Here is a 22,517-nt window from a genome sequence, read left to right as displayed (position 1 = left end):
GTCGTCGAGGCGCGCGTTTCGCCGGTGGAGGTCGCCGAGGGCTTTCAGGGTGTTGGCCTCGCCGAGTCGAGCGTCGACGGCGCGGTAGAGTTCGAGGGCCTTTTGATAGGCTTGGCGGGCGTCGTCGAGGCGATCGTTTCGCCGGTGGAGGTCGCCGAGGGCTTTCAGGGTGTTGGCCTCGCCGAGTCGATCCTCGACGGCGCGGAAGAGTTCGAGGGCCTTTTGATAGGCTTGGCGGGCGTCGTCGAGGCGCGCGTTTCGCAGGTGGAGGTCGCCGAGGGCTCTGAGGGTGTTGGCCTCGCCGAGTCGATCCTCGACGGCGCGGTAGAGATCGAGGGCCTTTTGATAGGCTTGGCGGGCGTCGTCGAGGCGATCGTTTCGCCGGTGGAGGTCGCCGAGGGCTTGAAGGGTGTTGGCCTCGCCGTGGGCATCGTGGTGGGCGCGGGCATCGTCCAGCCCGGCTTCGGTGAGTTGCTGCCAGACTCCAAGACGTTGCGACATCATCATCAGGTTGCGGGCCGTGCCAGCGATTCGGGCGAGGGCAGACGGGCCGGTGGCAGGGGTTTCAACAGGGGCGGGTGGGCGGGCGAGGCTGAGCAAAGTGCGCTCTTCCTTGAGCCAGTCGGCCACCCAGGTGGGCGACTGGTCGCCAACCAGACCGGCGTTGAGGGTGTCCACGTAGTCGGCGTAGGCGACAAGGGCGGCCTGCCGGGCGGCAGGGCTCAGGCGGGTTGCACCCCGGGCCTTGTGCTCGGCGTACCACTGCAGGGGCATGGGATAGTGGGTGCGGCTGCCTTGCCATTCCAGCAGGTGGTAGCGGTAGAGCTGGTCCAGGCTGTCGGTGGCGAGGGCTTCCCGTTGCCAGGGCGTGGCGTCGATGTTGGCGGCGAGGGTGGCGATGGCCACGGATTCGGGCACGCCGCCGGGAAACGCCGCCAGCTGCAAGAATGCGGCGGCGGCCTGGGGATGGCGTTCGGCCACCACGTCGAAAGAGAAATCGATGCTGGCCACGAGGCTGCGCATGCGTTGGGCGTCGGCGTCGCTCAGAATGGCATGGGCGTCTTTTCGGCCGATGAGGGCCGGGTCGACCACCGCATCGGCGCGGGCTTTCTCGAGGCGTTCCACCACTTTGCTCAGGCTGGCCCGCGGGCCGTCGAAGTGGCGCGACACCAGCCACACCGAACGGGGGTGACCGTCGAGAAAATCCAGCAGTCGCTGCCAGGCTGGGTCTGCGGCCCAGGCGGCGCGGATTTCGGCCGTCTGCACTGCGCCCAGGGCAAGCTCGGCCGTGAGCAGCGTATCGGTTTCGGCGCGGCTCATGGGCGGAATGTCGATGGGCAGCTCGCGAACCGCTTGTGTCTCGCCCACCGCCCAGCGGGTTGTGAGGAGCAGTTGCAAAGCCGAGGCATTGGAGAGCCATTGGTCGATCTGGCGGGCGAAGGCGGTCTGGGCCTCGCTGCTTGCCATCATGTCTTCGGCGTTGTCGATCACCAGCAGGGTGGGCTGCGCATCGAGCAGGCGGCCGAGGCCGGCGTCGCTTTCCGGCACGCTGGCGTGCCCCAGGCTGGTGGCAATCAAGCCGCGCAGGGCACCGGGGGCGAGGCCACGGTTGATGGTTTGATAGACGATTCGCCGCTCTGGGTGAGCAGCCCCATAGTCGCGAGCGCATTCCTTGCCGAGTTCGGTCTTGCCGATACCGGGCAGGCCCACGAGGGAAACCAGGCGATGCGCGGCGAGGCCCGCACGAATCTGCGCCATGATCTCGGGGCGCGGTTGAAAGCTGTCGCGTGTGGGCGGCAGCGTATTGCGGGCAGCGTGGTCGCGGGCCCGTGCCGCGGCATCTTGCGGCAGCAGCCAGGGGCGGGCGAGGCAGATGGGAATGCTCCAGGCGTCCCGTAGCGGGGTACCTTCGTAGGCCCGCGCGCGAGCGCTGGCGAGGGCTTGGCCGGGGCTGATACCGGCTTTGGCGATGAGTTGGTGATAAAAGCCCGCGGCGAGCTCTGCGCTGCGGGCCACCGGCAGGTTGGCCTGGGTGGCAATCACCACGTTCAGGTTGCCCCCGGCGGGCGACAACAATTGCTGGGCCACGCCGGAGAGGCTGACCTCGCCGGTAATGCCGCTCTGACACGAGCACAAAAAGGCGAGCTGCACGCCCAGCCCGCGGATCGCTTGCCCCAGCTGCCCGGCTTCTACCCAGTCGGCTTGGCCATCAGGGCCGTTGAGGGCAATGAGGCCAGACAAACCGTCATGCCCGCCGTGGGCGAGCAGATGGAGCAGCGCAAAGGGTTGGTGTTGGTCGGCAGCAGCCTGCAAGGCCGCTTTGAGGCTGCCGAGGCTGGCATCGTGTAGCACGGTGAGGCGGTCGCCGAACCCATCCCGTAACAGGTCTTCATGGGGGCTGGGGTCGAAACAGTAGCCAGCGCCCTCGGGCCGTGCCCACGCGAAGAGGATGCGGGCGGGAGCTGAGAGGCAGAAGTCGGCCGCGGGTTCGTACTCGAAACAGCGGGTGAGCGCGGCGCGGGGCCGGGCGAACAGAAACTGGCCTTGGTCGTGGAGGAGTTCAAGGGGGAGTTGGGCGAAGGCTTCGGTCTGCGATCCGAAGCTGACGATGAGGCTCAGCGGACGCCCGGCAGCCCTGGCGAGAATGGCCGCCCAAGCTTGACCGAGGGTCGCATCGGCTTTCAACAGGGCCCCCAGCAGCGCTTGACCGAAGGCCAGCTGATCGCCCGTGCCGCTACGGTTAGTCCGGTAGTCGTCCAGAAAACCTGCCCAACTGATCGTGTGGCCCGGCAGCGTTTGTTCGGCGTGGATATCGAGATCGAGCACGCCGGATCCGTGGGCGCCGGCCGCATCGCGAAGGATAAGGTGAATCTTGCGGCGGTTCTCGCTGGCCGAGAGGGTTGCGGACAAATAGACCGGGTAGGCCTCGGCGGTTTCGAAGGGTTGCATGGAGGCTCCCGGCTCAGGGGGTGTCGTGGTCGGCGAACAGGCGATCGACCCGCAGTTGCAGGTCGGCATCACTCACGCCGGGCTTGCGCTTGACGCGGCGCATTTCGTCCAGCACCCGCGCCTTGAGATCGTCTACCCGGCGGGCGCCGTAGCGGCTGCGGAGATTCTTGAGCACGTCGTAAGCCATGTTGCCGACAATGCCGGAGGCGAGAATCTCGGCCAGCCATCGGGCGATCTCGGCAAGATTGGCCAGATCGAGGCTGGGCTGGTTGGCAAGGCCGTCAGGCGTCGGGTTGGTGATCGAATCAGTCATGGTGGCTTGCCTCCGTCATTGATTGACAAATTTTATGGCGAGGTGGGGGGCTACACAAGCGTACAGGCAGGGGCGGGTTCAAGCGTCGCCTTGGCGAGCTGGGTTTGTCTTCGGTGCGGCGGCTTGGCATGCGCCGGTTGGCGCGTCGATAACGTCCGGCCTTCGATGGAAAACTGCCCGCAAAAAAACGGCCGGGGCATTGCCCGGCCGATCGATGAAGCGCGAGTGCGTTCAGCTGCTTGGGTCAGCAACACCGCCCCGGCCGCCCGTCGGCGCCCCCGTACCGCGCCTCCTGACGTTCCCGGAAGAAGGCTTCGTAGGTCATCACTGGCTGGTCGGGGTGGGTGAGGCGCATGTGCTGGACGTAGGTGTCGTAGTCGGGCACGCCCACCATCAGGCGGGCGGCCTGGCCGAGGTATTTGCCCATGCGGGCGAGGTCGCCAAACATCTGCCGGCTTCCTTCAGCTGCTGGCCGGCATCGGCTCGAAGGGGGTTTCCACCGCCGTCGGCTTGCTGTTGCCCAGGGCGCGGAAGCAGGCCGGAATCGCGTAGGCGAGGATGCTCACCACCAGCAGCATGAAGAGGCCCGCCAGCGCCGCGTCCACGTAGTTGTTGGTGACGATCTGGTGCATCTGCTCCAGCGACTTGGCCGGGGCCAGCACTTCGCCGCGGGCGATGCCGCCTTCGTACTTGTGGGCGTTGGCCAGGAAGCCGATCTTCGGGTTGTCGTGGAAGACCTTCTGCCAGCCGGCGGTGAGGGTGCACACCAGCAGCCACGCGGTGGGCGCGGCGGTGACCCACGCAAAGCGCTGGCGCTTCATCTTGAACAGCACCACGGTGGCGAGGGTGAGCGCCACGCCGGCGAGCATCTGGTTGGCGATGCCGAACAGCGGCCACAGGGTGTTGATGCCGCCCAGCGGGTCGACCACGCCCTGGTACAGGAAGTAGCCCCACGCGGCCACGCACAGGGCGGTGGCGACGAGGCTGGCGAAGATGGAATCCATCTTGCGCATCGACGGCACGAAGGTGCCCAGCAGATCCTGCAGCATGAAGCGCCCGGCGCGGGTGCCGGCGTCCACGGCGGTGAGGATGAACAGCGCCTCGAAGAGGATCGCGAAGTGATACCAGAAGGCCATCATGGCCTTGCCACCGAGGGCGTTGGAGAGGATGTGGGCCATGCCGACGGCCAGCGTCGGGGCACCGCCGGCGCGGGAGATGATGGTCTTCTCGCCCACGTCCTGGGCGGTCTGGAGCAGCATTTCGGGGGTGACCGTGAAGCCCCACTGGCCGATGGCCTGGGCTGCGCTTTCGGCGGTCTTGCCGATCACGGCGGCCGGGCTGTTCATCGCAAAGTACACGCCCGGTTCGATCACCGATGCCGCCACCAGCGCCATGATCGCCACGAAGGACTCCATGAGCATGCCGCCGTAGCCGATGAAGCGGGCGTTCTTTTCGTTATCCAGCAGCTTGGGCGTGGTGCCCGACGAGATCAGCGCGTGGAAGCCGGACACCGCGCCGCAGGCGATGGTGATGAACAGGAAGGGGAACAGGCTGCCGGACCACACCGGGCCGGTGCCGTCGATGAACTTGGTGAGCGCCGGCATCTGCAGGGTGGGGGCGACGATGGCGATGCCGATGGCGAGGCCGACGATGGTGCCGATCTTGAGGAAGGTGGAGAGGTAATCCCGCGGCGCCAGCAGCAGCCACACCGGCAGCACCGAGGCGACGAAGCCGTAGCCGATCAGGAGCCAGGTGAGCTGCTTGCCGTCGAAGGTGAACAGCGGGCCCCAGGTGGGGCTGGCGGCAATGTCGCCGCCGTAGACGATGGAGGCCATCAGCAGCACGAAGCCGATCACCGACATCTCGCCGATGCGGCCCGGGCGGAGGTAGCGGCTATACACGCCCATCAGGAGCGCGATGGGGATGGTGGCGGCCACGGTGAACATGCCCCACGGCGATTCGGCCAGGGCCTTCACCACGATCAGCGCCAGCACCGCGAGGATGATGACCATGATCATGAAGGTGCCGAACAGGGCGATCACGCCGGGCACGGCGCCCAGCTCGGACTTGACCAGATCGCCCAGCGAACGGCCGTCGCGGCGGGTGGAGATGAACAGCACCATGAAATCCTGCACCGCGCCGGCAAACACCACGCCGGCGAGGATCCACAGCATGCCCGGCAGGTAGCCCATCTGGGCGGCGAGCACCGGGCCCACCAGCGGGCCGGCGCCGGCGATGGCGGCAAAGTGGTGGCCGAACAGCACGTATTTGTTGGTGGGGACGTAGTCCAGCCCGTCGTTGTGACGCAGGGCGGGGGTCATGCGGGTGGGGTCGAGTTCCATCACCTTCTCGGCGATGAACAGGCTGTAGTAGCGGTAGGCGATGAGATAGCAGCACACCGCGGCGATGACCAGCCACAGGGCGTTGATGGATTCTCCGTGATTGAGCGCGACGATGGCGGTGGCGACCGCGCCCAGGATGGCGACGGCGCCCCATCCCAGGTGACGCTGGATGGCGTTCATGGCTTTCCTCTTTTCTTGTTGGCGAAAGCGGAAAGGCCCGGCCTGCAGGAAAGATGAAGCAACAGTTCGGGGCGACGCGGCGCGGGGAGCTGCACTGGATCTAACGCGGGGTCGGGGCTCTACCCGCTGGAGCCTGAGGCCGCGGCCCGACCGCGAACTCAGCCCGCGGGCATTTTTCCATACGGAGCCGTATGGTCAATCAGGGTTTTACACATCATTGACCTGGGGTTGACCCAGATCAGCGAATCGCCCGGAGCCGGCGGCGCCGGTGCGGGGTGGCGCGCCGTCACGCCCCCTTAACCGCGGGCGGCTAGGCTAAGGCGCGTCTCCCTTCTTTCTGCACGCTCCCTGCTCCCTCCACCCCAACCCCACGGAAGCCCCACGATGAAGATCAAAGCCCTGATTCCGCTGCTGTCCCTCGCCTTTCTTCAGGCCTGCGGCGGCAGCGACGACGACAGCCAGCCGGCGTTCAAGACCCTCTCCGGTGCCGCGCCGCTGGTGATCGGCCACCGGGGAGCCTCGGGCACCTTCCCCGAGCACACCCTCGAATCCTACAAGGCGGCCATCGACCAGGGCGCCGACTTCATCGAGCCCGATCTGGTGCTGACCAAGGACGGCGCGATGATCGCCCGCCACGAGCCCATGCTCGATGGCACCACCGACGTGGCGACCAAGTTTCCGGCGTCGCGCATGAGCACCCGCAACGTGGACGGCGTGCCCACCACGGCCTACTTTGCCAGCGACTTCACCCTGGCCGAGATCCGCACCCTGCGGGCGGTGCAGGCCCGCGCGGGCCGGTCGCAGGTGTACAACGGGCTGTTCGGCATCCCCACCCTGGACGAGGTGATCGCCCTGGCCAAGTCGGAAGGCGCCCGCCTGGGGCGCACGGTGGGCATCTACCCGGAGATCAAGCACTCCACCTTCCACGCCGACGAGGTGCGCTTTGGCGCCAACGTGTTCGAGGACAAGCTGCTGGCCACCCTGCACGCCGCCTATGGCAACGTGGCCAGCGCGCCGGTGTTCATCCAGTCCTTCGAGGTGAGCAACCTGCAATACCTCAACACGAAAACCGACATCAGGCTGGTGCAGCTGATCGACGCCGACGACGTGAACAACGACGGCAGCCTGTCGCTGGTGGCGCCCTACCACAAGCCCTACGATTTCGTGGTGAAGAACGACGCCCGCAGCTTTGCCGATCTGCTCACCGCCACCGGGCTGGACTTCGTGAAGACCTACGCCGACGCGGTGGGGCCGTGGAAGCCCTATCTGGTGAAGACGGTGAACGACGGCGTGGAGCGCACCGGCGACGGCACGCTCACCATCAACGACCGCCGGGTGGACGGGAGCACCGGGGTGATCGAGCTGGCCCACCGCAAGGGCCTGCTGGTGCACACCTGGACCTTCCGGGATGACGCCAGCGGCTACGGCTTCGCCGACCCCAAGGCCGAGATGCAGTACTACATGCGTCTGGGCATCGACGGAGTGTTCACCGACTTCCCGGCCACCGGCGTGGCGGCGGTCAGCGGCATCCGCTGAACGCCAGGCAGGCTTGAGCCCACCGATGGGTTGCGGCAAGCCATCGATGGGCAAATTCCGCTCATCGATGGGTGACGGACACTCACCCCTGAGCAACCGCCACTCACCCGTGACCGCCCGCGACCCACGCATGAGCAACAGCTGCCCATGCGTGGGTCGCGGCCATTCATCGATGAGCGGATTTCACCCATCGGTGAGTCTCGCGAACTCATGCATGAGCAAAAATCACTCATCGATGAGTGCCGGAGACCCACGCATGGGCGGCGGCGGGGCATCAAACGTCGGCTTCGACCGAATCGCCTTTCTCTTCCATCCAGGCGCGGCGGCCGGAGGCTTCGCCCTTGCCCATCAGCAGGGTGAACATGCGCTGGGTTTCCTCGAAGGCGCCGCCGCGCACGTGCACCGGCAGCACCCGGCGGGTGGCCGGGTCCATGGTGGTCTCGCGGAGCTGTTCGGGGTTCATCTCGCCCAGGCCCTTGAATCGGCCCACCTCGATGTGTTCGGGCTTGACGCCTTCGTGGCCCAGGCGATCGCGGAGCGAGGCCAGCTCCTGGTCGTCCAGGGCGTAGAGGCGGCGCGGCGGGCGCTTCTTGCCGGAGGCGGGCACGTCGAGGCGGTACAGCGGCGGCTGGGCCACGTAGATGTGGCCGCGCTCGATGAGCTTGGGGAAGTGGCGGAAGAACAGGGTGAGGAGCAGGGTCTGGATGTGGGAGCCATCCACGTCGGCGTCGGACATGATGATGACCTTGCCGTAGCGCAGCTCGGAGAGATCGGGCTCGGAATCCTGGGTGTGGGCGTCGACGCCCAGGGCCACCGCGATGTCGTGGATTTCGGCGTTGGCGAAGAGGCGCTCCCGGTCCACCTCCCAGGCGTTCTGCACCTTGCCGCGCAGCGGGAGGATGGCCTGGGTGTCCTTGTCGCGGGCCATCTTGGCGCTGCCGCCGGCGGAGTCGCCCTCCACCAGGAAGAGTTCGTTGCGCTCGATGTCCTCGGATTCGCAATCCGAGAGCTTGCCCGGCAGCACGGCCACGCCGGACGACTTGCGCTTTTCCACCTTCTGCGCGGCGCGGGCGCGGGCCTGGGCGGCCTTGATGGCCAGCTCGGCGAGCTTCTTGCCGTAATCCACGTGCTCGTTGAGCCACAGCTCGAAGGGGTCGCGCACCATGCGCGACACCAGCTGCACCGCGTCGCGGCTGTTGAGGCGCTCCTTGGTCTGGCCCTGGAAGCTCGGGTCGAGCACCCGGGCGGAGAGCAGGAAGGAGGCACGGCCGAAGGCGTCGTCGGCGGTGAGCTTGACGCCCTTGGGCAGCAGGGCGTGGTGATCGATGAAGTTCTTGATGGCGGTGAAGATGCCGTCCCGCAGGCCAGCCTCGTGGGTGCCGCCGGCGGGGGTGGGGATGAGGTTCACGTAGGATTCGCGCACCGGGGCGCCTTCCAGCGTCCACGCCACGGCCCACGCGGCGCCTTCGCCGGCGGCAAACGTTTCGTCGCCCTTGGGGGCGAACTTCTCGCCGGAGAACAGGGGGATCAGCGGCTCGTCGGAAAGGGCTTCGCCCAGGTAGCCGCGCATGCCTTCCTCGAACAGCCAGGTGCGGGTGTCGCCGCCTTCGATGGCGAGGCTCACTTCCAGGCCCGGCATCAGCACGGCCTTGGAGCGCAGCAGGCGCTCGAGTTCGGCGCGGGGCAGGTCGGGGGCGTCGAAGTACTTGGCGTCGGGCCAGGCGCGCACGGTGGTGCCGCTCTGCTTCTTGGGCGCGTCGCCCAGGCGGGCCAGGGGTTCGATCACGTCGCCGCCCGAGAACACCAGCCGGTGCCGCCCGCCGTCGCGCACCACGTCCACCTCCAGCCGGTGCGACAGGGCGTTGGTGACCGACACGCCCACCCCGTGCAGACCGCCGGAGAAGCGGTAGGCCGAGTCGTCGTCGGTCTTGTTGAACTTGCCGCCGGCGTGAAGGCGGGTGAACACCACCTCGACCGTCGACACGCCCTCGACCGGGTGGATCTCGACCGGAATGCCGCGGCCGTCGTCGGAAACGCTCACCGAGCCGTCGAGGTGCAGGGTCACGCCGATCTTGCGGCAGAAGCCGGCCATGGCCTCGTCGGCGGCGTTGTCGATGACTTCCTGGATCACGTGCAGGGGGTTCTCGGTGCGGGTGTACATCCCCGGCCGCTGCTTGACGGGTTCGAGGCCCTTGAGGACGGTGATCGATTCGGCGGTGTAGGTTTTCTGGGTCATGCTTGAGGCGTGAATCCGGTGGGGTTTTCGAAGCGGTGCGGACTATACCGCGCGCTGGGCGTTCGGGCGAGGCGTCGTGGCGCCGGCCGGGCGCTCAGTGGTCGATGCCGGCGCGTCCGGCGTTGTCGGCGGTCTGGCGGGCGATGCGGGCCAGCAGGGCGTTGGCGGCCCGGGCGCCGGGGCTGTCGCCCAGCGCGCCGCGCCAGGCCAGGTACACCGTGGCGGGCTCGCCGGGCAGGGTGAAGATCGCCATCGACAGGGGGCACTGGGCCACGTTGAGGGGGTTCTCCTTCGCCATCTGCCAGGCGATGCGGGCGCTGCAGAAGTGGAGCACCTCGGCCTGGGCATAGACGGGCTTGTCTTCGCCCAGGGCCGGGCCGGTGCGGGCCAGCATGTCGCCGAAGACGCTGGGCGGGGAGGGCATCAGCCCTTCGGCCTCGATGGCATCCACCAGCGCCTCGCGGGCGTCGGCGTAGCGGCTGGGGGCGATGCGCTGCTCGCGGATGTCGTCGGCCGTGGCGGCCGGGCTGGTGACCAGAAAGGCGAGGGCGGCGAGGGCGGTGAGCAGGGGGCGCGGCATGGACGGCTCCGGGGCAGGGGCGAAGACCGGACGATACAAAAAAAGATGGCGCCACGGGGGCGCCAGAAGGAGGGAGAACACAGCAAGAGACGGTTTCGATGGCGGGCCTTGTGGCGGCCCGTCCATCCGATCGGGTTGTTTAGAAGAACAGGATCGCGCCGGCGGACAGGGTGCGGTTCTTGGTTTCGCTGTCGTCCACGGTGCTGGTGATCTTTTCCTGGTTCAGTTCGCCCACCAGGGTCACGAACTTGTTCAGGCTGTGATAGACGCCCAGGGTGTAGGCCTTGTTCTTGCGCTCGTTGCCGGCGCCCAGGATGCCGTCGTTGTCCTTGTTCTGGCCGAAGTTGATGCCGAACTTGGTCTTGTTGTACTGGTAGGTGCCCTGCAGGAAGTAGCCCTTGGAGTCGGTCTTGTTGCCAAGGCCGTCGGAGCCGCCGAAGAACTGGGCGCCCACGGTGGACAGGCCCAGGCCCTTGCCGGTGAAGGCGTAGGCCACGGCGCCGAAGTTGTTCATGCTGGCCTTGGCACCGACTTCGTAGCCGGAGGCGGTGAAGGACTTGTCCGGGTTGGTGCCGGTGCCGTCGCACACGGAGCCCTTGGAGCAGCTGGTGCTCTGGGTGATCAGGCCGCCCCAGACCTTGCCCGGCGCCATGCCCTTCCAGTCGTAGTCCACCTTGGCCTGGAAGCCCGGGGTCTTGGTCTGGTCGCCGGCGAAGGAGCTGGGCTGGAAGATGCCGGCCGAAGCCTGCAGGCCGTCGAAGTTGGGGGTGGTGTAGGTGATCTGGGCCTGGAAGCCGGTGTACATGTAACCGTGGCCGATCATGCCGAAGGTGGTGTTGAACGGGATGCCGGCGTTGGAGGTGCCGCCCACACCCAGCAGGGTCATGTCGGACAGGATGATGTTCTGACCGAACAGGCCGATGTCGCGGCCGAACTTCAGGGTGCCCCAGTCGTTGTTGCCGAACTGGAAGTACACGTTACGCACGTCGATCTGGCTGTACGGGCTGGAGGCGCCCGGCACGGCGCCGGCACCGGTGCCGACGGTAGAGGGCAGGCCAACCACGGAGGAGGAGTCGTTGATACCCGGGGCAAAGCTGAAGTGCGCCTTGATGTCCTGGTCGGCGGCCTTGGTGGTCACCACGAAGTTGATCCAGCCCGGCAGCAGGCCGTTGGTGAGGGCGCTGTTCTGGGTCTTGGTCTCGGGACCGCCGGCGACGGTGGTCTTGGATTCGCGGTTGACGTAGAAACCGTTGATGGTGCCGTTGATGTCGAGGGTCACATCGTTCTGGGTGAAGCTCACGGCGTGAGCGCCACCGGCGGCAGCGGCAAGGCAGGCAAGGGCGACGGACTGAGCCAGCAGGGACTTCTTCATGATCTTTTGTCTCCGGAATTTTCTGTTTGATTTCACCCGCGCAACGGCAACGGCCCTGCGCTTGTGCTCCGCTCCTCCCGTTGTCGCATTCCAGCGTCGATCGCGCCTTGAAACACGCCGTTACGGAGCGCGCTAAACATTGCGAGTGCTGTGCCAGCCCGAAGGCCAGACACCGAAGAAATAGATCAAGCTTATGATCGGAAAAGGAAAATTTACATTGCCGGGAAAAATGCCCGGGTAAAGCCGGGCAATCCGGTGTTCATTTCCTGAACAATTGCCCCGCAGCCGCTGAAACGGGGTGGAGCATGCTGTAGCGCAACATGTGCCGTTTTGCACAGCGGGCGGCGGGGTGCCAAGGGCTGGTAAAATCGGCGCCGACCTTCAACTGCCCGGCCGTGCGCGGCCCGTCTCCCCATGGATTTCCGTTCCAAGCTGGCTGCCGCCTGGCAGCGTCACGACTCCCTGCTGTGCGTCGGGCTCGACCCGGACATTGCCCGCTTTCCGGCCCACCTGAAGGATCGCCCGGACGCGGTGCTGGCCTTCTGCAAGGGCATCGTCGATGCCACCGCCGACCTGGCCTGCGCCTTCAAGCCGCAGATCGCCTACTTCGCCGCCGCCCGCGCCGAAGACCAGTTGCAGGATCTGATCGCCCACATCCACGCCACGCACCCGCAGGTGCCGGTGGTGCTCGACGCCAAGCGCGGCGACATCGGCGCCACCGCCCAGCAGTACGCCCGCGAGGCCTTCGAGCGCTTCCAGGCCGACGCGCTCACCGTCAACCCCTACATGGGCTTCGACTCGGTCGAGCCCTACCTCGAATTTGCCGACAAGGGCCTGATCGTGCTGTGCCGCACCTCCAACCCGGGCGGCTCCGATCTGCAGAACCTCGAGATCGCCGGCGGCCGCAAGCTCTACCAGCACGTGGCCGAGCTGGTGGCCGGCAAGTGGAACACCCACGGCCAGAACGCGCTGGTGGTGGGCGCCACCTTCCCCCAGGAGCTTGCCGACGTGCGCGCCATCGTGGGCGATCTGCCGCTGCTGGTGCCGGGCATCGGCGCCCAGGGCGGCGACGTGGAGGCCACCGTCAAGGCCGGCCGCAGCGCCGCCGGCACGGGGCTGATGATCTCCTCGTCGCGGGCCATCCTGTACGCCGGCAAGGGCGAGGATTTTGCCGCGGCGGCCCGTCAGGTGGCCCTGGCCACCCGCGACGAGGTGAATCTGTACCGTCGCTGAGGCGTCGGCGCCCGGCCGACGACCACCGCGCCGGGCAGAAAACCTGTCATGTTGCAGCGCCGCAGAGTAGGATGAAGGGCCTTGCGCCGGTGCCGACCTTCCGTCGGCGCCGGCGTCGGCTTTTTTTGCTGCTGAGACAGGCGCAATCCCGCGCCGAAGCAGGCCCCTTTGGAACGCCCATGGTCAGGCTGAAGTTTTCGGTGGAGTTGAAGTACGCGGTGGCCGCGCCGGGCTGCGACTTCATCTTCAACATCCACGCCGCCCACACCCGCCGCCAGCGGGTGGTGACGGAGATGATGGAGATCGGCCAGTTCCTGCTGCCCCAGGTGCACACCGACGCCGCCACCGGCAACCGCTACATGCGCCTGAAGGCCGAACCCGGCCCGCTGCGTCTGCGCTACAGCGCCACGGTCGAGGTTCAGCATCACCTCGGCGTGCCGGCGCTGATCGGCGAGCAGCCGGTGTCGCGCCTGCCGCCCGAGGTGCTCACCTATCTCTACCCCAGCCGCTACTGCCAGTCCGACCGCCTCTTCGACCTGGCCCTGCGGGAGTTCGGCCATCTGCCCACCGGCTACGGGCGGGTGCGGGCGATCTGCGACTGGGTGGCGAACCACGTGCGCTTCAAGTCCGCCACCACCAACGCCAGCACGTCGGCGCTCGACACGCTCCACGACCGGGTTGGCGTGTGCCGCGATTTTGCCCACCTGATGATCGCCCTGTGCCGGGCGCTCAACATGCCGGCCCGCTTCGCCACCGGGATCGACTACGGTGCCGACCCGGCCCTGGGGCCGAGCGATTTTCACGCCTACGTGGAAGTCTACCTGGAGGACCGCTGGTATCTGTTCGACCCCTCCGGCACCGCGATCCCGATGGGGCTGATGCGCTTCGGGGTCGGGCGCGACGCGGCCGACGTGTCCTACGCGACGATCTTCGGCGGGGTGCAGGCCGAGCCGCCCCACATCGCCATCGTCGCCATCGAGGACAGCTTTGCCGGCGCCGAACTGCCGCGCCACCGGCCCGACGCCTTGTCCACCGACGACGGCCCGCCGGTTGCCTGAACGCCCGCAGCCACCCCACCCGATTCAAACCTTCCGAGAGGAGCAAGCCATGACCACCATCGACGACATCGCCGCCCGCCACGGTTTCAGCGGGGACGCCGGCCGCGCCGCCTACGCCGCCCTGCAGGCCGGCGGCTTCAGCCAGGCCCAGTTCTGCCACCCCGAACTGGGCGGCATGGGCCAGTGGATGAGCGGCGGCATGATGATGATCGGCGACATGTTCAACGAAGGGCTCAAGTGGCGCGTGGGCGCGCTGCTGGCCGAGCTGTCCCAGCACCGCGAGCCGGTGCAGCAGGCCGCGCCGGCCTTCGGCGGCGGCTTTGCGGCCAACCCCAACTGGTGGCCGGCCGAGCTGGGCTACCCGTCCACCTCGGGCAGCCAGAACGACATGGCCTACGCCTGGTTCCCCAACGCCGCCAAGCTACTGGTGAAGGTGGGCAGCGACGTGTTCGCCTTCGACACCGGCGCGCTCACCATCTACGGCGTGCAGCAACAGCAGGGCGGCGGCATCGGTTCGGTGGTGCTCAACACCTCCAACGGCCCGATGGGGCTGCTCGGGCTCAACCGGGCCTGATCCCTCAGGGGCCGCGCCGCCACACCGCGCAGCGGTTGTTGGCGGGCATCGCGCGGTCCTCCAACAGCGTAAAGCCCCGCGCCCGGGCGAGCGCGTCCACGGCCTCGAAATCGCGGATGCCGCGCTTCGGGTCGTCGGCCCGCAGCGCGGCATCGAAGGCGGCGTTGCTGTCGCTGGAGAACTTTCCCCCGTAATTGAACGGCCCATAGATCGCCAGCCGCGCGTCGGCGGCGAGGGCGGTGTCGAGCCCGGCGAAGAGGGCTTCCACCTCCGGCCAGCCCAGGATGTGCAGGGTGTTGGCCGAGAAGGCCGCATCGAAGCCCGTCGCCGGCCACGGCCGGGTCACGTCCAGCGCCAGCGGCGGCGGGGTGTTGGGCAGGCCCGCCTCGTCCAGCCACAGCCGGATGCCGGCCAGGTGGGTCGGCCGGTCGCTGGTCTGCCAGACGAGGTGGGGCAGGGCGGCGGCAAAGTGCACCGCGTGTTGGCCGGTGCCGGCGCCCAGCTCCAGCACCCGGCGGCGGTCGGCAAAGTGGCTGCGCAGCACCGTCAGGATCGGCGCCCGGTTGCGTTCGCAGGCGGCCGACCAGGGTTTCTCGGGCTGGATCTCCATCATTGCAGCGACGCACCAGGCTGGCCGAGCTTCGCCGTCAACCTGGCGGCGAAGGCTTCCCGCGCCGGCTGCCGGCTGCGGGCCTTGTGCCAGATCATCACGGTGGTCACCCAGGCCATGTCCTCGGGCAGGGGGTGCACCTTCAACACGCCGGCGGCTCCGGTGAGCGGTTTGCCGACGATGGCCCGCGGCACCAGGCTCACCCCCATCCCCGCCGCCACGCAGCCCACGATGGCCTCGAAGGTGCCAAAGCTGCTGGTGCTGGCGATGGGCACCCCGTCGCGCCACAGCCAGTCGAGCAGGCGCTGGCGATAGCTGCAGCCTTCGCGGAAGGTAATCAGCTCCACCGGCCCGCGGGCCACCAGATCGGCGCTGGAGGCGATCGGCGCCCAGTCGGCGGCGCTGATGAGCACCAACTCCTCGCGGATCGCCGGCAGTTGCGCCAGCTCGGGGTGGTTGATCGGCCCGGCGACGAGGGCGGCGTCGAGGCGATGGGCCAGCACGTCCTGCACCAGCCCGGCGGTGTGGGCGGTGGCGAGGCGCAGCTCGACCTGGGGGTGGTGGCGCCGGAAATCCGCGATCACCGCCGGCAGGCGGGTGGCGGCGGTGGTCTCCATCGAGCCCAGGCGCAGCAGCCCCTGGGGCGCGGCGGCGCTGCGCACCGCGTCGCGGGCCTCGTCGGCCAGCTTGAGCAGGCGGTCGGCGTAGCGCTCCAGCAGGCTGCCGGCGGGGGTGATGACCAGCCGCCGGTTGATGCGGTCGAACAGCGGCGTGCCCAGGCTCTCCTCCAGCAGACGCAGGCGGGTGGTGACGTTGGACTGCACCGTGTGCAGGCGCTGGGCGGCGCGGGTGATGCTGCCTTCCTCGGCCACGGCGCGGAAGAGGCGAAGATCGGCGAGATCCATGAGGTCATCTCTTTTTGTGATGAAGTCGATCCTATTAAATCATTTTTGTTGCTGATCTGTCCCGGTTAGGCTGCGCCCATTCCTTCCCCGAAAGCCCGCCATGGATCGCCGCACCGTCGCCCCCCGGCCCTCCGTCCTGTCCAGCCCGCCCGCCATCGCCGCCGCCGGCCTGCTGGCGCTGCTACTGGCGATGGGCATCGGGCGCTTTGCCTTCACCGCGCTGCTGCCGCGGATGCGGGACGAGGGCCTGCTGGACATCGACGGCGCCGGGCTGATGGCGGCGATGAACTACCTGGGCTATCTGGCCGGCGCCCTGTGGGCGGCCTTCAGCCGCAAGGCCGATCCGGCCCGCAGGCTGGCCGGGGGGCTCGCGGCCAGCGTGCTCACCACCCTGGCGATGGGCGTGGACCTGGGCTTTGGCGGGTGGTGTGCGCTGCGTTTCGTGTCGGGCGTGGCGAGCGCGGCGGTGTACGTCTACGCCACCGGGATCGTGCTGCGCAGCCTGGCCGACGCCGGCGCGGCGGGCTGGAGCGCCTTCCACTACATGGGCGTGGGGGCCGGCATCGCGGTGTCGGCGACGGTGGCCCAGCGGCTGGGCGACGGCGCCCTGGCCGGGTGGCGTGCGCTGGGCCTGCTGGCCGGGCTGGCCGCCCTGGCGGTGGGCGCGGTGCTGGTGCCCCGGGGGCACAAAGCGAGTGGGGCGGGCGGGGCCGGCGCGGCGCCGGTGGCGCCCGCCGCGGCGCCCGGATTGGGCTGGCTGGCAGCGGCCTACGGGCTGGCCGGGTTTGGCTACATCGTGAATGCCACCTTTCTGCCGACGATCCTGCGCAGTCAGGCGGGCACCGCCGACGCGGCGCTCACCGGCTGGCTGACGGTGGGGCTGGCGGCGCTGCCGGCCACGGCCCTGTGGGTGCGGCTGTCGTTCCGCTGCGGGGTGTATCCGGTGCTGATCGCCGCCACCTTGATCCAGGCCGTCGGCGTGGCGCTGCCGGTGCTGGCGACCGGCGTGCCGGCGGCCTTGGCCGGGGCCGCGCTGCTGGGGGGCACCTTCATGGGGATCGCCGGGCTGGCCCAGTGGCTGGCGCGGGTGCCGGACCCCCACCTCACCGCCCGCCGGATCGGGCTCATCACCGCCTGCTACGGCGTCGGCCAGATCGCCGGGCCGCTGCTGGTGGCGCTGCGTGGGCGCGACGCCGGCTTTGCGCTGCCCGTGCTGCTGGCCGCCGCCGCGCTGGTGCTGAGCGCGCTGCTGCTCGAAGTGTCCCGCCGCCGGGAGCGGCTGGGCTGATCGCTCTTCACCTCACACCCATAGGAGGACTCGCCATGCCTTACCTGAAACTCGCCTACGCCTCGCCCGCTGCGGTGGCCGCCGCCGATCTGGCCGCCACGCTCACCCGCATCACCGTCGACCTGCTCGGCAAGCAGCGCGAGCTGACGGTGGTCGCCCTGGAGCCGCTGCCGCCTGCCGGCTGGTTCGTGGGCGGCGCGGCGCTGGGCGAAGGCCAATCCGGCGCGGTGCTGGAGATCCGCATCACCGAGGGCACCAACACCAAGGCCCAGAAGGCGGCCTTCGTGCGCGCCGCCTTCGATGCGCTGGCGACGGCGCTGCCCGGCCTGCATCCGGCCAGCTACGTCACCCTCCACGAGCCGCCCGCCGACGCCTGGGGCTACGCCGGCCAGACCCAGGAATTCCGCTTCATCCGCAGCCAGCTGCTGTGATCCCACCCACCCGACCCGGAGAGCACGCATGCCCTACGTCAACATCCGCATCACCCGCGAAGGCGTCACCGCCGCCCAGAAGGCCGAACTCATCGAGGGCGCCACCCGGCTCCTGGAGACGGTGCTGGGCAAGCACCGTGCGACCACCTTCGTCATCGTCGACGAGGTGGAAACCGACAACTGGGGCGTCGGCGGCGAACCGGTGACGACGCTGCGGGCTGCTGCAAAGGCGGCTCGGGGCGAAATCTGAGTTTGAGAATCAGTCGCATTTACATTTTCGAGAAGGCTGGTTAGACTCGGGGCATCCACTTTCCGTCATGCCTTTTCCGGAGTCTCACCGATGAACTGCAAGACCACCGTGCTCGCCGCCGCTCTGGCCGGCATCGCCTTCGGCGCCCAGGCCGACGACAAGGAACTTAACCTTTACTCGGCCCGGCATTACCAGACGGATGAAGCGCTCTACAGCGACTTCACCAGGCAGACCGGCATCCGCATCAACCGCATCGAGGGCAAGGAAGACGAGCTGCTCGAACGCATCCGCAACGAGGGCGCCAACAGCCCGGCGGACATCCTGCTCACCGTGGATGCCGCGCGGCTGGCCAAGGCCCACGAGCTGGGGCTGTTCGTGCCGGTGAAGTCGAAGGTGCTGGAGTCGCGCATTCCGGCCCACCTGCGCGCCGACGACTGGTTCTCGTTCTCGACTCGCGCCCGGGTCATCATCTACAACAAGCTGGGCGTGAAGGCCGACGAGGTGCGCAACTACGACGACCTGGCCAAGCCGGCGCTCAAGGGCAAGCTGTGCTCGCGCTCGGGCTCGCACCCCTACAACCTGTCCCTCGGCGCCTCGGTGATCGCCCACCAGGGCGAGGCCAAGGCCGAAGAGTGGGCCCGCGGCATGGTGGCCAACTTTGCCCGCGCGCCCAAGGGCGGCGACACCGACCAGATCAAGGCCGTGGCGGCCGGCGAGTGCCAGGTGGCGCTCTCCAACACCTACTACATCGCCCGCATGATGCGTTCGACCAAGCCGGAAGACGTCAAGACCATGGAGCGGGTGGGCGTGGTGTGGCCCAACCAGGCCGGCACCGGCACCCACATCAACGTATCCGGCGCCGGCGTGCTGAAGCACGCGCCCCACAAGGAGGCGGCGGTGAAGTTCCTCGAATACCTCGCCTCCGACGACGCCCAGCGCTACTTCGCCGACGGCAATAACGAGTGGCCGGTGGTCGATTCGGTCAAGGTGAGCAACAAGGCGCTGGACGCTCTGGGCAAGTTCAAGGCCGACACCCTGCCGGTGAAGCAACTGGAGATGTATCAGGTGAAGGCCCAGATGATCTACGACCGGGCCGGCTACAAGTAATCGCGGCGCCTTCGCGCCAGGCAAGAACGCCCCGCAATGTCGGGGCGTTCTGCATTTCGACGGCCGGCGCGGCTACTTGCGATCGCGCACGATCTGGCGCGACAGGGCGATCAGCGGCAGCAGGCCCACCGCCACGATCGCCAGCGCGGCGGTGGAGGCTTCGGCCAGCCGCTCGTCGGAGGCCAGCGTGTAGGCCTGGGTAGCCAGGGTGTCGAAGTTGAAGGGGCGCATCACCAGGGTGGCGGGCAGCTCCTTCATCACGTCCACGAAAACCAGCAGCCCGGCGGTGAACAGGCTGCCCCGCAGGATGGGCACGTGCACCCGGCGCAGGGTGTCGCCCTGACCCAGGCCCAGGCTGCGGGCGGCGTCGTCCATGCTGGCGGTGATCTTGGCGAGGCTGGCGTCAACGGTCTGCAGCGCCACCGACAGGAAGCGCGCCAGGTAGGCGTAGATCAGCGCCGCGATGCCGCCGGTGAGGAGCAGGCCCGGGTTGCTGCCGAACCACGCCGCCCACTGGCCCGCCAGCCAGTTGTCGAGCCGGGTGACGGGAATCAGCACGCCCACCGCGATCACCGTACCCGGCACCGCGTAGCCCAGGCCCACCAGCCGGTTGAGGGCGGTGGCGAGCAGGGTCTTCGACAGCCGCGCGCTGTAGGCCAGGAGCACCGCCAGCAGCACGGCGAGGAGCGCGGTGAGCCCGGCCAGGGTGAAGCTGTTGCGGGCCAGCAGCACGAAGCGTTCGCCGAACTGGGCGTCGCCTTCGCCCAGGGCCATGCGCAGCAGCAACCCCGCCGGCAGCAGAAAGCCGAGTACCAGCGGCGTAAGGCAGGCGAGGCTGGCCGCCAGCCCGGCCAGACCCGACAGCCGCGGCGGCGGCGGCCGGTGGCGGTTGGAGGTGTTGTGGTAGCGGGCCCGGCCGCGGGTGATCCGCTCGATGGCCACCAGCAGCAGCACGAAGCCCAGCAGGATGGCGGCCAGCTGGGCCGAGGCGATCCGGTCGCCCAACGAGAACCACGCCCGGTAGATGCCGGTGGTGAAGGTGTTCACCGCGAAGTAGGCCACGGTGCCGTAGTCGGCCAGGGTCTCCATCAGCGCCAGGGCCACGCCGGCGGCGATGGCCGGCCGGGCCAGCGGCAGCGACACGGTGAAGAAGGCCCGCCACGGCCCGATGCCCAGGGTGCGCGCCGCCTCCAGCACGCCGCCGGCCCGCTCCAGAAAGGCCGTGCGGGCGAGCAGATAGACGTAGGGGTAGAGCACGAAGACGAACATCAGCATCGCGCCGGGCAGGGTGCGGATGTCGGGGAAGTAGTAGTCGCCGAACGCCCAGCCGAAGGCTTCGCGCAGGGCCGTCTGCACCGGGCCGACGAACTGCAGGAAGTCGGTGTAGACGTAGGCCATCACGTAGGCCGGCATGGCCAGGGGCAGCACCAGCGCCCAGTCGAACACGCGCCGGCCCGGGAAGTCGTGCATGGCGGTGAGCCACGCGGTGGCCACCCCCACGACCGCCACCCCGACGCCCACCCCCAGGCACAGGGCCAGGGAGTTCTGGATGTACTCGGGCAGCACGGTGGCGGCGAGGTGGCTCCAGGTGGCGCTGGTGCCGCCGGCAAGCAGGTTGAAGCCGACGCTGGCAACGGGCAGCCCGGCCAGCAGCGCAACCGCTAGCGCCGCGATGACCAGCGGCGAGAGATGTCGGGAAACCGCGCCAAGCGGCGAAGAAGGAAGTCGTGAGTTCATGGCATTCTTTTTGGCCTGGATGAGAATTATAATTGATTGCATGTCCAAGCTAGAACTCAAGGCGGTCGCCCAGCGCTACGGCCAGCACACCGTCGTCAATGGCGTCGATTTTCGCCTGGAGCAGGGCAGCATCGCCTGCCTGCTGGGGCCGTCGGGCTGCGGCAAGACCACCTTGCTGCGCTGCATCGCGGGCTTCGAGGAGATCTCCGGCGGCGAGATCCTGATCCACGACGAATCCATGAGCCGCGCCGGCTTCCGGGTGCCGCCCGAGCGTCGGCGGGTGGGCATGGTGTTCCAGGATTACGCCCTGTTCCCCCACCTCAGCGTGAAGGACAACGTGGGCTTCGGCCTGCGGGCGGTGCCGGCGGCGGAGCGTGGCCAGCGGGTGGAAGCCCTGCTCGCCACGGTGGGGCTGGCGGGGCAGGGCGACAAGTTTCCCCATGAGCTTTCCGGCGGCCAGCAGCAGCGGGTGGCGCTGGCCCGGGCGCTGGCGCCGCGGCCCGAGCTGGTGCTGCTGGACGAACCGTTTTCAAACCTCGACGTGGATCTGCGCGAGCGGCTGTCGGTCGAGGTGCGGGAGATCCTCAAGAGCGAGGGCATGACCGCCGTGCTGGTCACCCACGACCAGCACGAGGCCTTCGCGATGGCCGACGAGATCGGCGTGATGTACGAGGGGCGCATCCAGCAGTGGGATACGCCCTACAACCTCTACCACCGGCCAGCCAACCGTTTTGTGGCCGATTTTGTGGGAAAAGGGGTTTTTGTGCCCGGCACGGTGCTCGACGCGAACCGGGTGCGGATCGAGCTGGGCCAGCTCAACTCCGGCGTGCCGGTGGAGTGCGGCGCCGGCTGCGCCGCCTGCGGCAAGGGCTGCGGGGTGGATGTGCTGCTGCGCCCCGACGACGTGATCCACGACGACGCCAGCCCGACCCGGGCCGAGGTGCGCCACAAGGCCTTCCGCGGGGCCGACATCCTGTACACCCTGCGCCTGCCCAGCGGCACCGAGGTGCTGTCGCTGGTGCCGTCCCACCACAACCACGCCATCGGCGAGGCGATCGGGGTGCGCCTGGAGGCCGACCACGTGATCGCCTTCCGCCACGTGGGCTGAGGCGGTTTCAGAACGCGGGCGGGCTCGAAAGCCGGAGCAGCGCCCCGGTCCGGGGGTGGGGCAGGGCCAGCGCCGTGGCGTGGAGCAGCAGGCGCGGCGCCGCACCCCGGCTCGCCGCGTCGCCGTAGAGGTCGTCGCCGAGGATGGGGTGGCCGATCGCCAGCAGGTGCACCCGCAGCTGGTGGGAGCGCCCGGTGTGGGGGTAGAGCGCCACCCGGCTGGCGTTGCGCGCGGTGTCGCGAGCAAGCACCTCGAAGCCGGTGAGGGACGGTTTGCCCAGCTCGAAATCCACCTTCTGACGCGGCCGGTTGGGCCAGTCGGCGATGAGCGGCAGGTCGATCTCGCCGCTGTCTGCGACGATCTGGCCGGCCACCACCGCCACGTAGCGCTTCTCTACCTGCCGCTGCTGGAAGGCGATGCTGAGTGCCCGCTCCATCGCCGCGCCCCGGGCCATCGCGATGAGGCCGGAGGTGGCCATGTCGAGCCGGTGCACGATGCGCGCGTCGGGGAACATCGCCTGCACCCGGCTGGCAAGGCTGTCGGCGTGGGCCGGGCCGCGGCCGGGCACTGAGAGCAGCCCGGCGGGCTTGTCGAGGACGATGAGGGCTTCATCCTGAAAGACGATCCTGGGCGGCCCGGGGGGCGGCGCATAGACCGGTGGCGGCAGTGCGGACATGGCGAAGCGGGGTGAGGGCGGGGGCCGCATTC

General features: G+C 68.6%; 20 protein-coding genes. 9 read left to right on the top strand and 11 right to left on the bottom strand.

The features are described from left to right. The 4 genes from ACE3N6_RS10685 to ACE3N6_RS10670 form a co-directional block, all read right to left on the bottom strand. Nucleotides 1–2,949: tetratricopeptide repeat protein (locus ACE3N6_RS10685; RefSeq protein ID WP_374245585.1), on the bottom strand; the 2,949-nt coding region annotated here is incomplete at its 3' end. Between the two features lie 13 nt (nt 2,950–2,962). Continuing rightward, nucleotides 2,963–3,262, bottom strand: a complete 300-nt coding sequence (locus tag ACE3N6_RS10680; RefSeq protein WP_374245583.1) for a hypothetical protein — start codon at nt 3,260–3,262, stop codon at nt 2,963–2,965. 244 nt (nt 3,263–3,506) lie between these two features. Next, the gene (locus tag ACE3N6_RS10675) at nt 3,507–3,710 is read right to left on the bottom strand and encodes a YbdD/YjiX family protein (protein ID WP_374245581.1); all 204 of its coding nucleotides are present in this window, start codon (nt 3,708–3,710) and stop codon (nt 3,507–3,509) included. 13 nt (nt 3,711–3,723) lie between these two features. Next, nucleotides 3,724–5,784, bottom strand: a complete 2,061-nt coding sequence (locus tag ACE3N6_RS10670; RefSeq protein WP_374245579.1) for a carbon starvation CstA family protein — start codon at nt 5,782–5,784, stop codon at nt 3,724–3,726. Nucleotides 5,785–6,168: 384 nt separating this feature from the next. On the opposite strand from ACE3N6_RS10670, the gene ACE3N6_RS10665 reads away from it, so the two are divergent. Beyond that, on the top strand, nt 6,169–7,320 hold the full coding sequence (locus tag ACE3N6_RS10665) for a glycerophosphodiester phosphodiesterase (protein ID WP_374245577.1): 1,152 nt from the start codon (nt 6,169–6,171) through the stop codon (nt 7,318–7,320). Between the two features lie 274 nt (nt 7,321–7,594). Here ACE3N6_RS10665 and parE read toward each other — a convergent pair whose 3' ends face one another. From parE to ACE3N6_RS10650, 3 genes are all read right to left on the bottom strand, one after another. Next, nucleotides 7,595–9,556: a DNA topoisomerase IV subunit B gene (gene parE, locus ACE3N6_RS10660; protein ID WP_374245575.1), complete on the bottom strand. Its 1,962-nt coding sequence runs from the start codon at nt 9,554–9,556 to the stop codon at nt 7,595–7,597. A gap of 94 nt (nt 9,557–9,650) precedes the next feature. Then, entirely contained in the window at nt 9,651–10,136 is a 486-nt protein-coding gene (locus ACE3N6_RS10655) for a DUF302 domain-containing protein (protein ID WP_374245574.1), read from the bottom strand. A gap of 139 nt (nt 10,137–10,275) precedes the next feature. After that, nucleotides 10,276–11,508, bottom strand: a complete 1,233-nt coding sequence (locus ACE3N6_RS10650) for a porin (protein WP_374245572.1) — start codon at nt 11,506–11,508, stop codon at nt 10,276–10,278. 414 nt (nt 11,509–11,922) lie between these two features. On the opposite strand from ACE3N6_RS10650, the gene pyrF reads away from it, so the two are divergent. The 3 genes from pyrF (at nt 11,923) to ACE3N6_RS10635 (ending at nt 14,373) form a co-directional block, all read left to right on the top strand. Continuing rightward, nucleotides 11,923–12,741, top strand: coding sequence for an orotidine-5'-phosphate decarboxylase (gene pyrF / locus ACE3N6_RS10645; protein WP_374245570.1), 819 nt, complete (start codon nt 11,923–11,925; stop codon nt 12,739–12,741). Between the two features lie 179 nt (nt 12,742–12,920). Then, nucleotides 12,921–13,799: a transglutaminase family protein gene (locus ACE3N6_RS10640; protein ID WP_374245568.1), complete on the top strand. Its 879-nt coding sequence runs from the start codon at nt 12,921–12,923 to the stop codon at nt 13,797–13,799. A 49-nt stretch (nt 13,800–13,848) separates the two neighbouring features. Next, entirely contained in the window at nt 13,849–14,373 is a 525-nt protein-coding gene (locus ACE3N6_RS10635) for a hypothetical protein (RefSeq protein WP_374245566.1), read from the top strand. 4 nt (nt 14,374–14,377) lie between these two features. Here ACE3N6_RS10635 and ACE3N6_RS10630 read toward each other — a convergent pair whose 3' ends face one another. Together ACE3N6_RS10630 and ACE3N6_RS10625 are read right to left on the bottom strand one after the other, a co-directional pair. After that, complete coding sequence (locus tag ACE3N6_RS10630) at nt 14,378–14,986, bottom strand: DUF938 domain-containing protein (protein ID WP_374245564.1); 609 nt, start codon at nt 14,984–14,986, stop codon at nt 14,378–14,380. Further along, nucleotides 14,983–15,888 (bottom strand): LysR substrate-binding domain-containing protein, encoded by a 906-nt coding sequence (locus ACE3N6_RS10625; protein WP_374245562.1) that lies wholly within the window; start codon nt 15,886–15,888, stop codon nt 14,983–14,985. The genes ACE3N6_RS10630 and ACE3N6_RS10625 overlap by 4 nt, the downstream gene beginning before the upstream one ends. A gap of 100 nt (nt 15,889–15,988) precedes the next feature. On the opposite strand from ACE3N6_RS10625, the gene ACE3N6_RS10620 reads away from it, so the two are divergent. From ACE3N6_RS10620 to ACE3N6_RS10605, 4 genes are all read left to right on the top strand, one after another. Beyond that, nucleotides 15,989–17,176 carry a YbfB/YjiJ family MFS transporter gene (locus ACE3N6_RS10620; RefSeq protein ID WP_374245560.1) on the top strand — a complete coding sequence of 396 codons (1,188 nt, stop codon included), beginning with the start codon at nt 15,989–15,991 and terminating at the stop codon, nt 17,174–17,176. A gap of 35 nt (nt 17,177–17,211) precedes the next feature. Continuing rightward, nucleotides 17,212–17,607, top strand: coding sequence for a 4-oxalocrotonate tautomerase family protein (locus ACE3N6_RS10615; protein WP_374245558.1), 396 nt, complete (start codon nt 17,212–17,214; stop codon nt 17,605–17,607). A gap of 28 nt (nt 17,608–17,635) precedes the next feature. After that, nucleotides 17,636–17,857: a 2-hydroxymuconate tautomerase family protein gene (locus ACE3N6_RS10610; RefSeq protein ID WP_374245556.1), complete on the top strand. Its 222-nt coding sequence runs from the start codon at nt 17,636–17,638 to the stop codon at nt 17,855–17,857. Nucleotides 17,858–17,947: 90 nt separating this feature from the next. Then, nucleotides 17,948–18,964 (top strand): Fe(3+) ABC transporter substrate-binding protein, encoded by a 1,017-nt coding sequence (locus tag ACE3N6_RS10605; protein ID WP_374245554.1) that lies wholly within the window; start codon nt 17,948–17,950, stop codon nt 18,962–18,964. A gap of 72 nt (nt 18,965–19,036) precedes the next feature. On the opposite strand, the gene ACE3N6_RS10600 is transcribed toward ACE3N6_RS10605, so the two are convergent. Continuing rightward, a complete protein-coding gene (locus tag ACE3N6_RS10600) occupies nt 19,037–20,701 on the bottom strand; it encodes an ABC transporter permease (RefSeq protein ID WP_374245552.1) in 1,665 nt (554 codons plus the stop codon). A gap of 40 nt (nt 20,702–20,741) precedes the next feature. On the opposite strand from ACE3N6_RS10600, the gene ACE3N6_RS10595 reads away from it, so the two are divergent. Beyond that, nucleotides 20,742–21,809, top strand: coding sequence for an ABC transporter ATP-binding protein (locus ACE3N6_RS10595; RefSeq protein ID WP_374245550.1), 1,068 nt, complete (start codon nt 20,742–20,744; stop codon nt 21,807–21,809). A 7-nt stretch (nt 21,810–21,816) separates the two neighbouring features. On the opposite strand, the gene ACE3N6_RS10590 is transcribed toward ACE3N6_RS10595, so the two are convergent. Beyond that, nucleotides 21,817–22,485 (bottom strand): pseudouridine synthase, encoded by a 669-nt coding sequence (locus ACE3N6_RS10590; protein ID WP_374245548.1) that lies wholly within the window; start codon nt 22,483–22,485, stop codon nt 21,817–21,819. Nucleotides 22,486–22,517 lie beyond the last annotated feature (32 nt).

It is taken from the genome of Zoogloea sp. (genome assembly GCF_041904905.1).
Lineage (GTDB): Bacteria > Pseudomonadota > Gammaproteobacteria > Burkholderiales > Rhodocyclaceae > Zoogloea.
The sequence above is the reverse complement of the archived record's forward strand: the minus strand, read 5'-3'. Positions and strand labels throughout refer to the sequence as shown.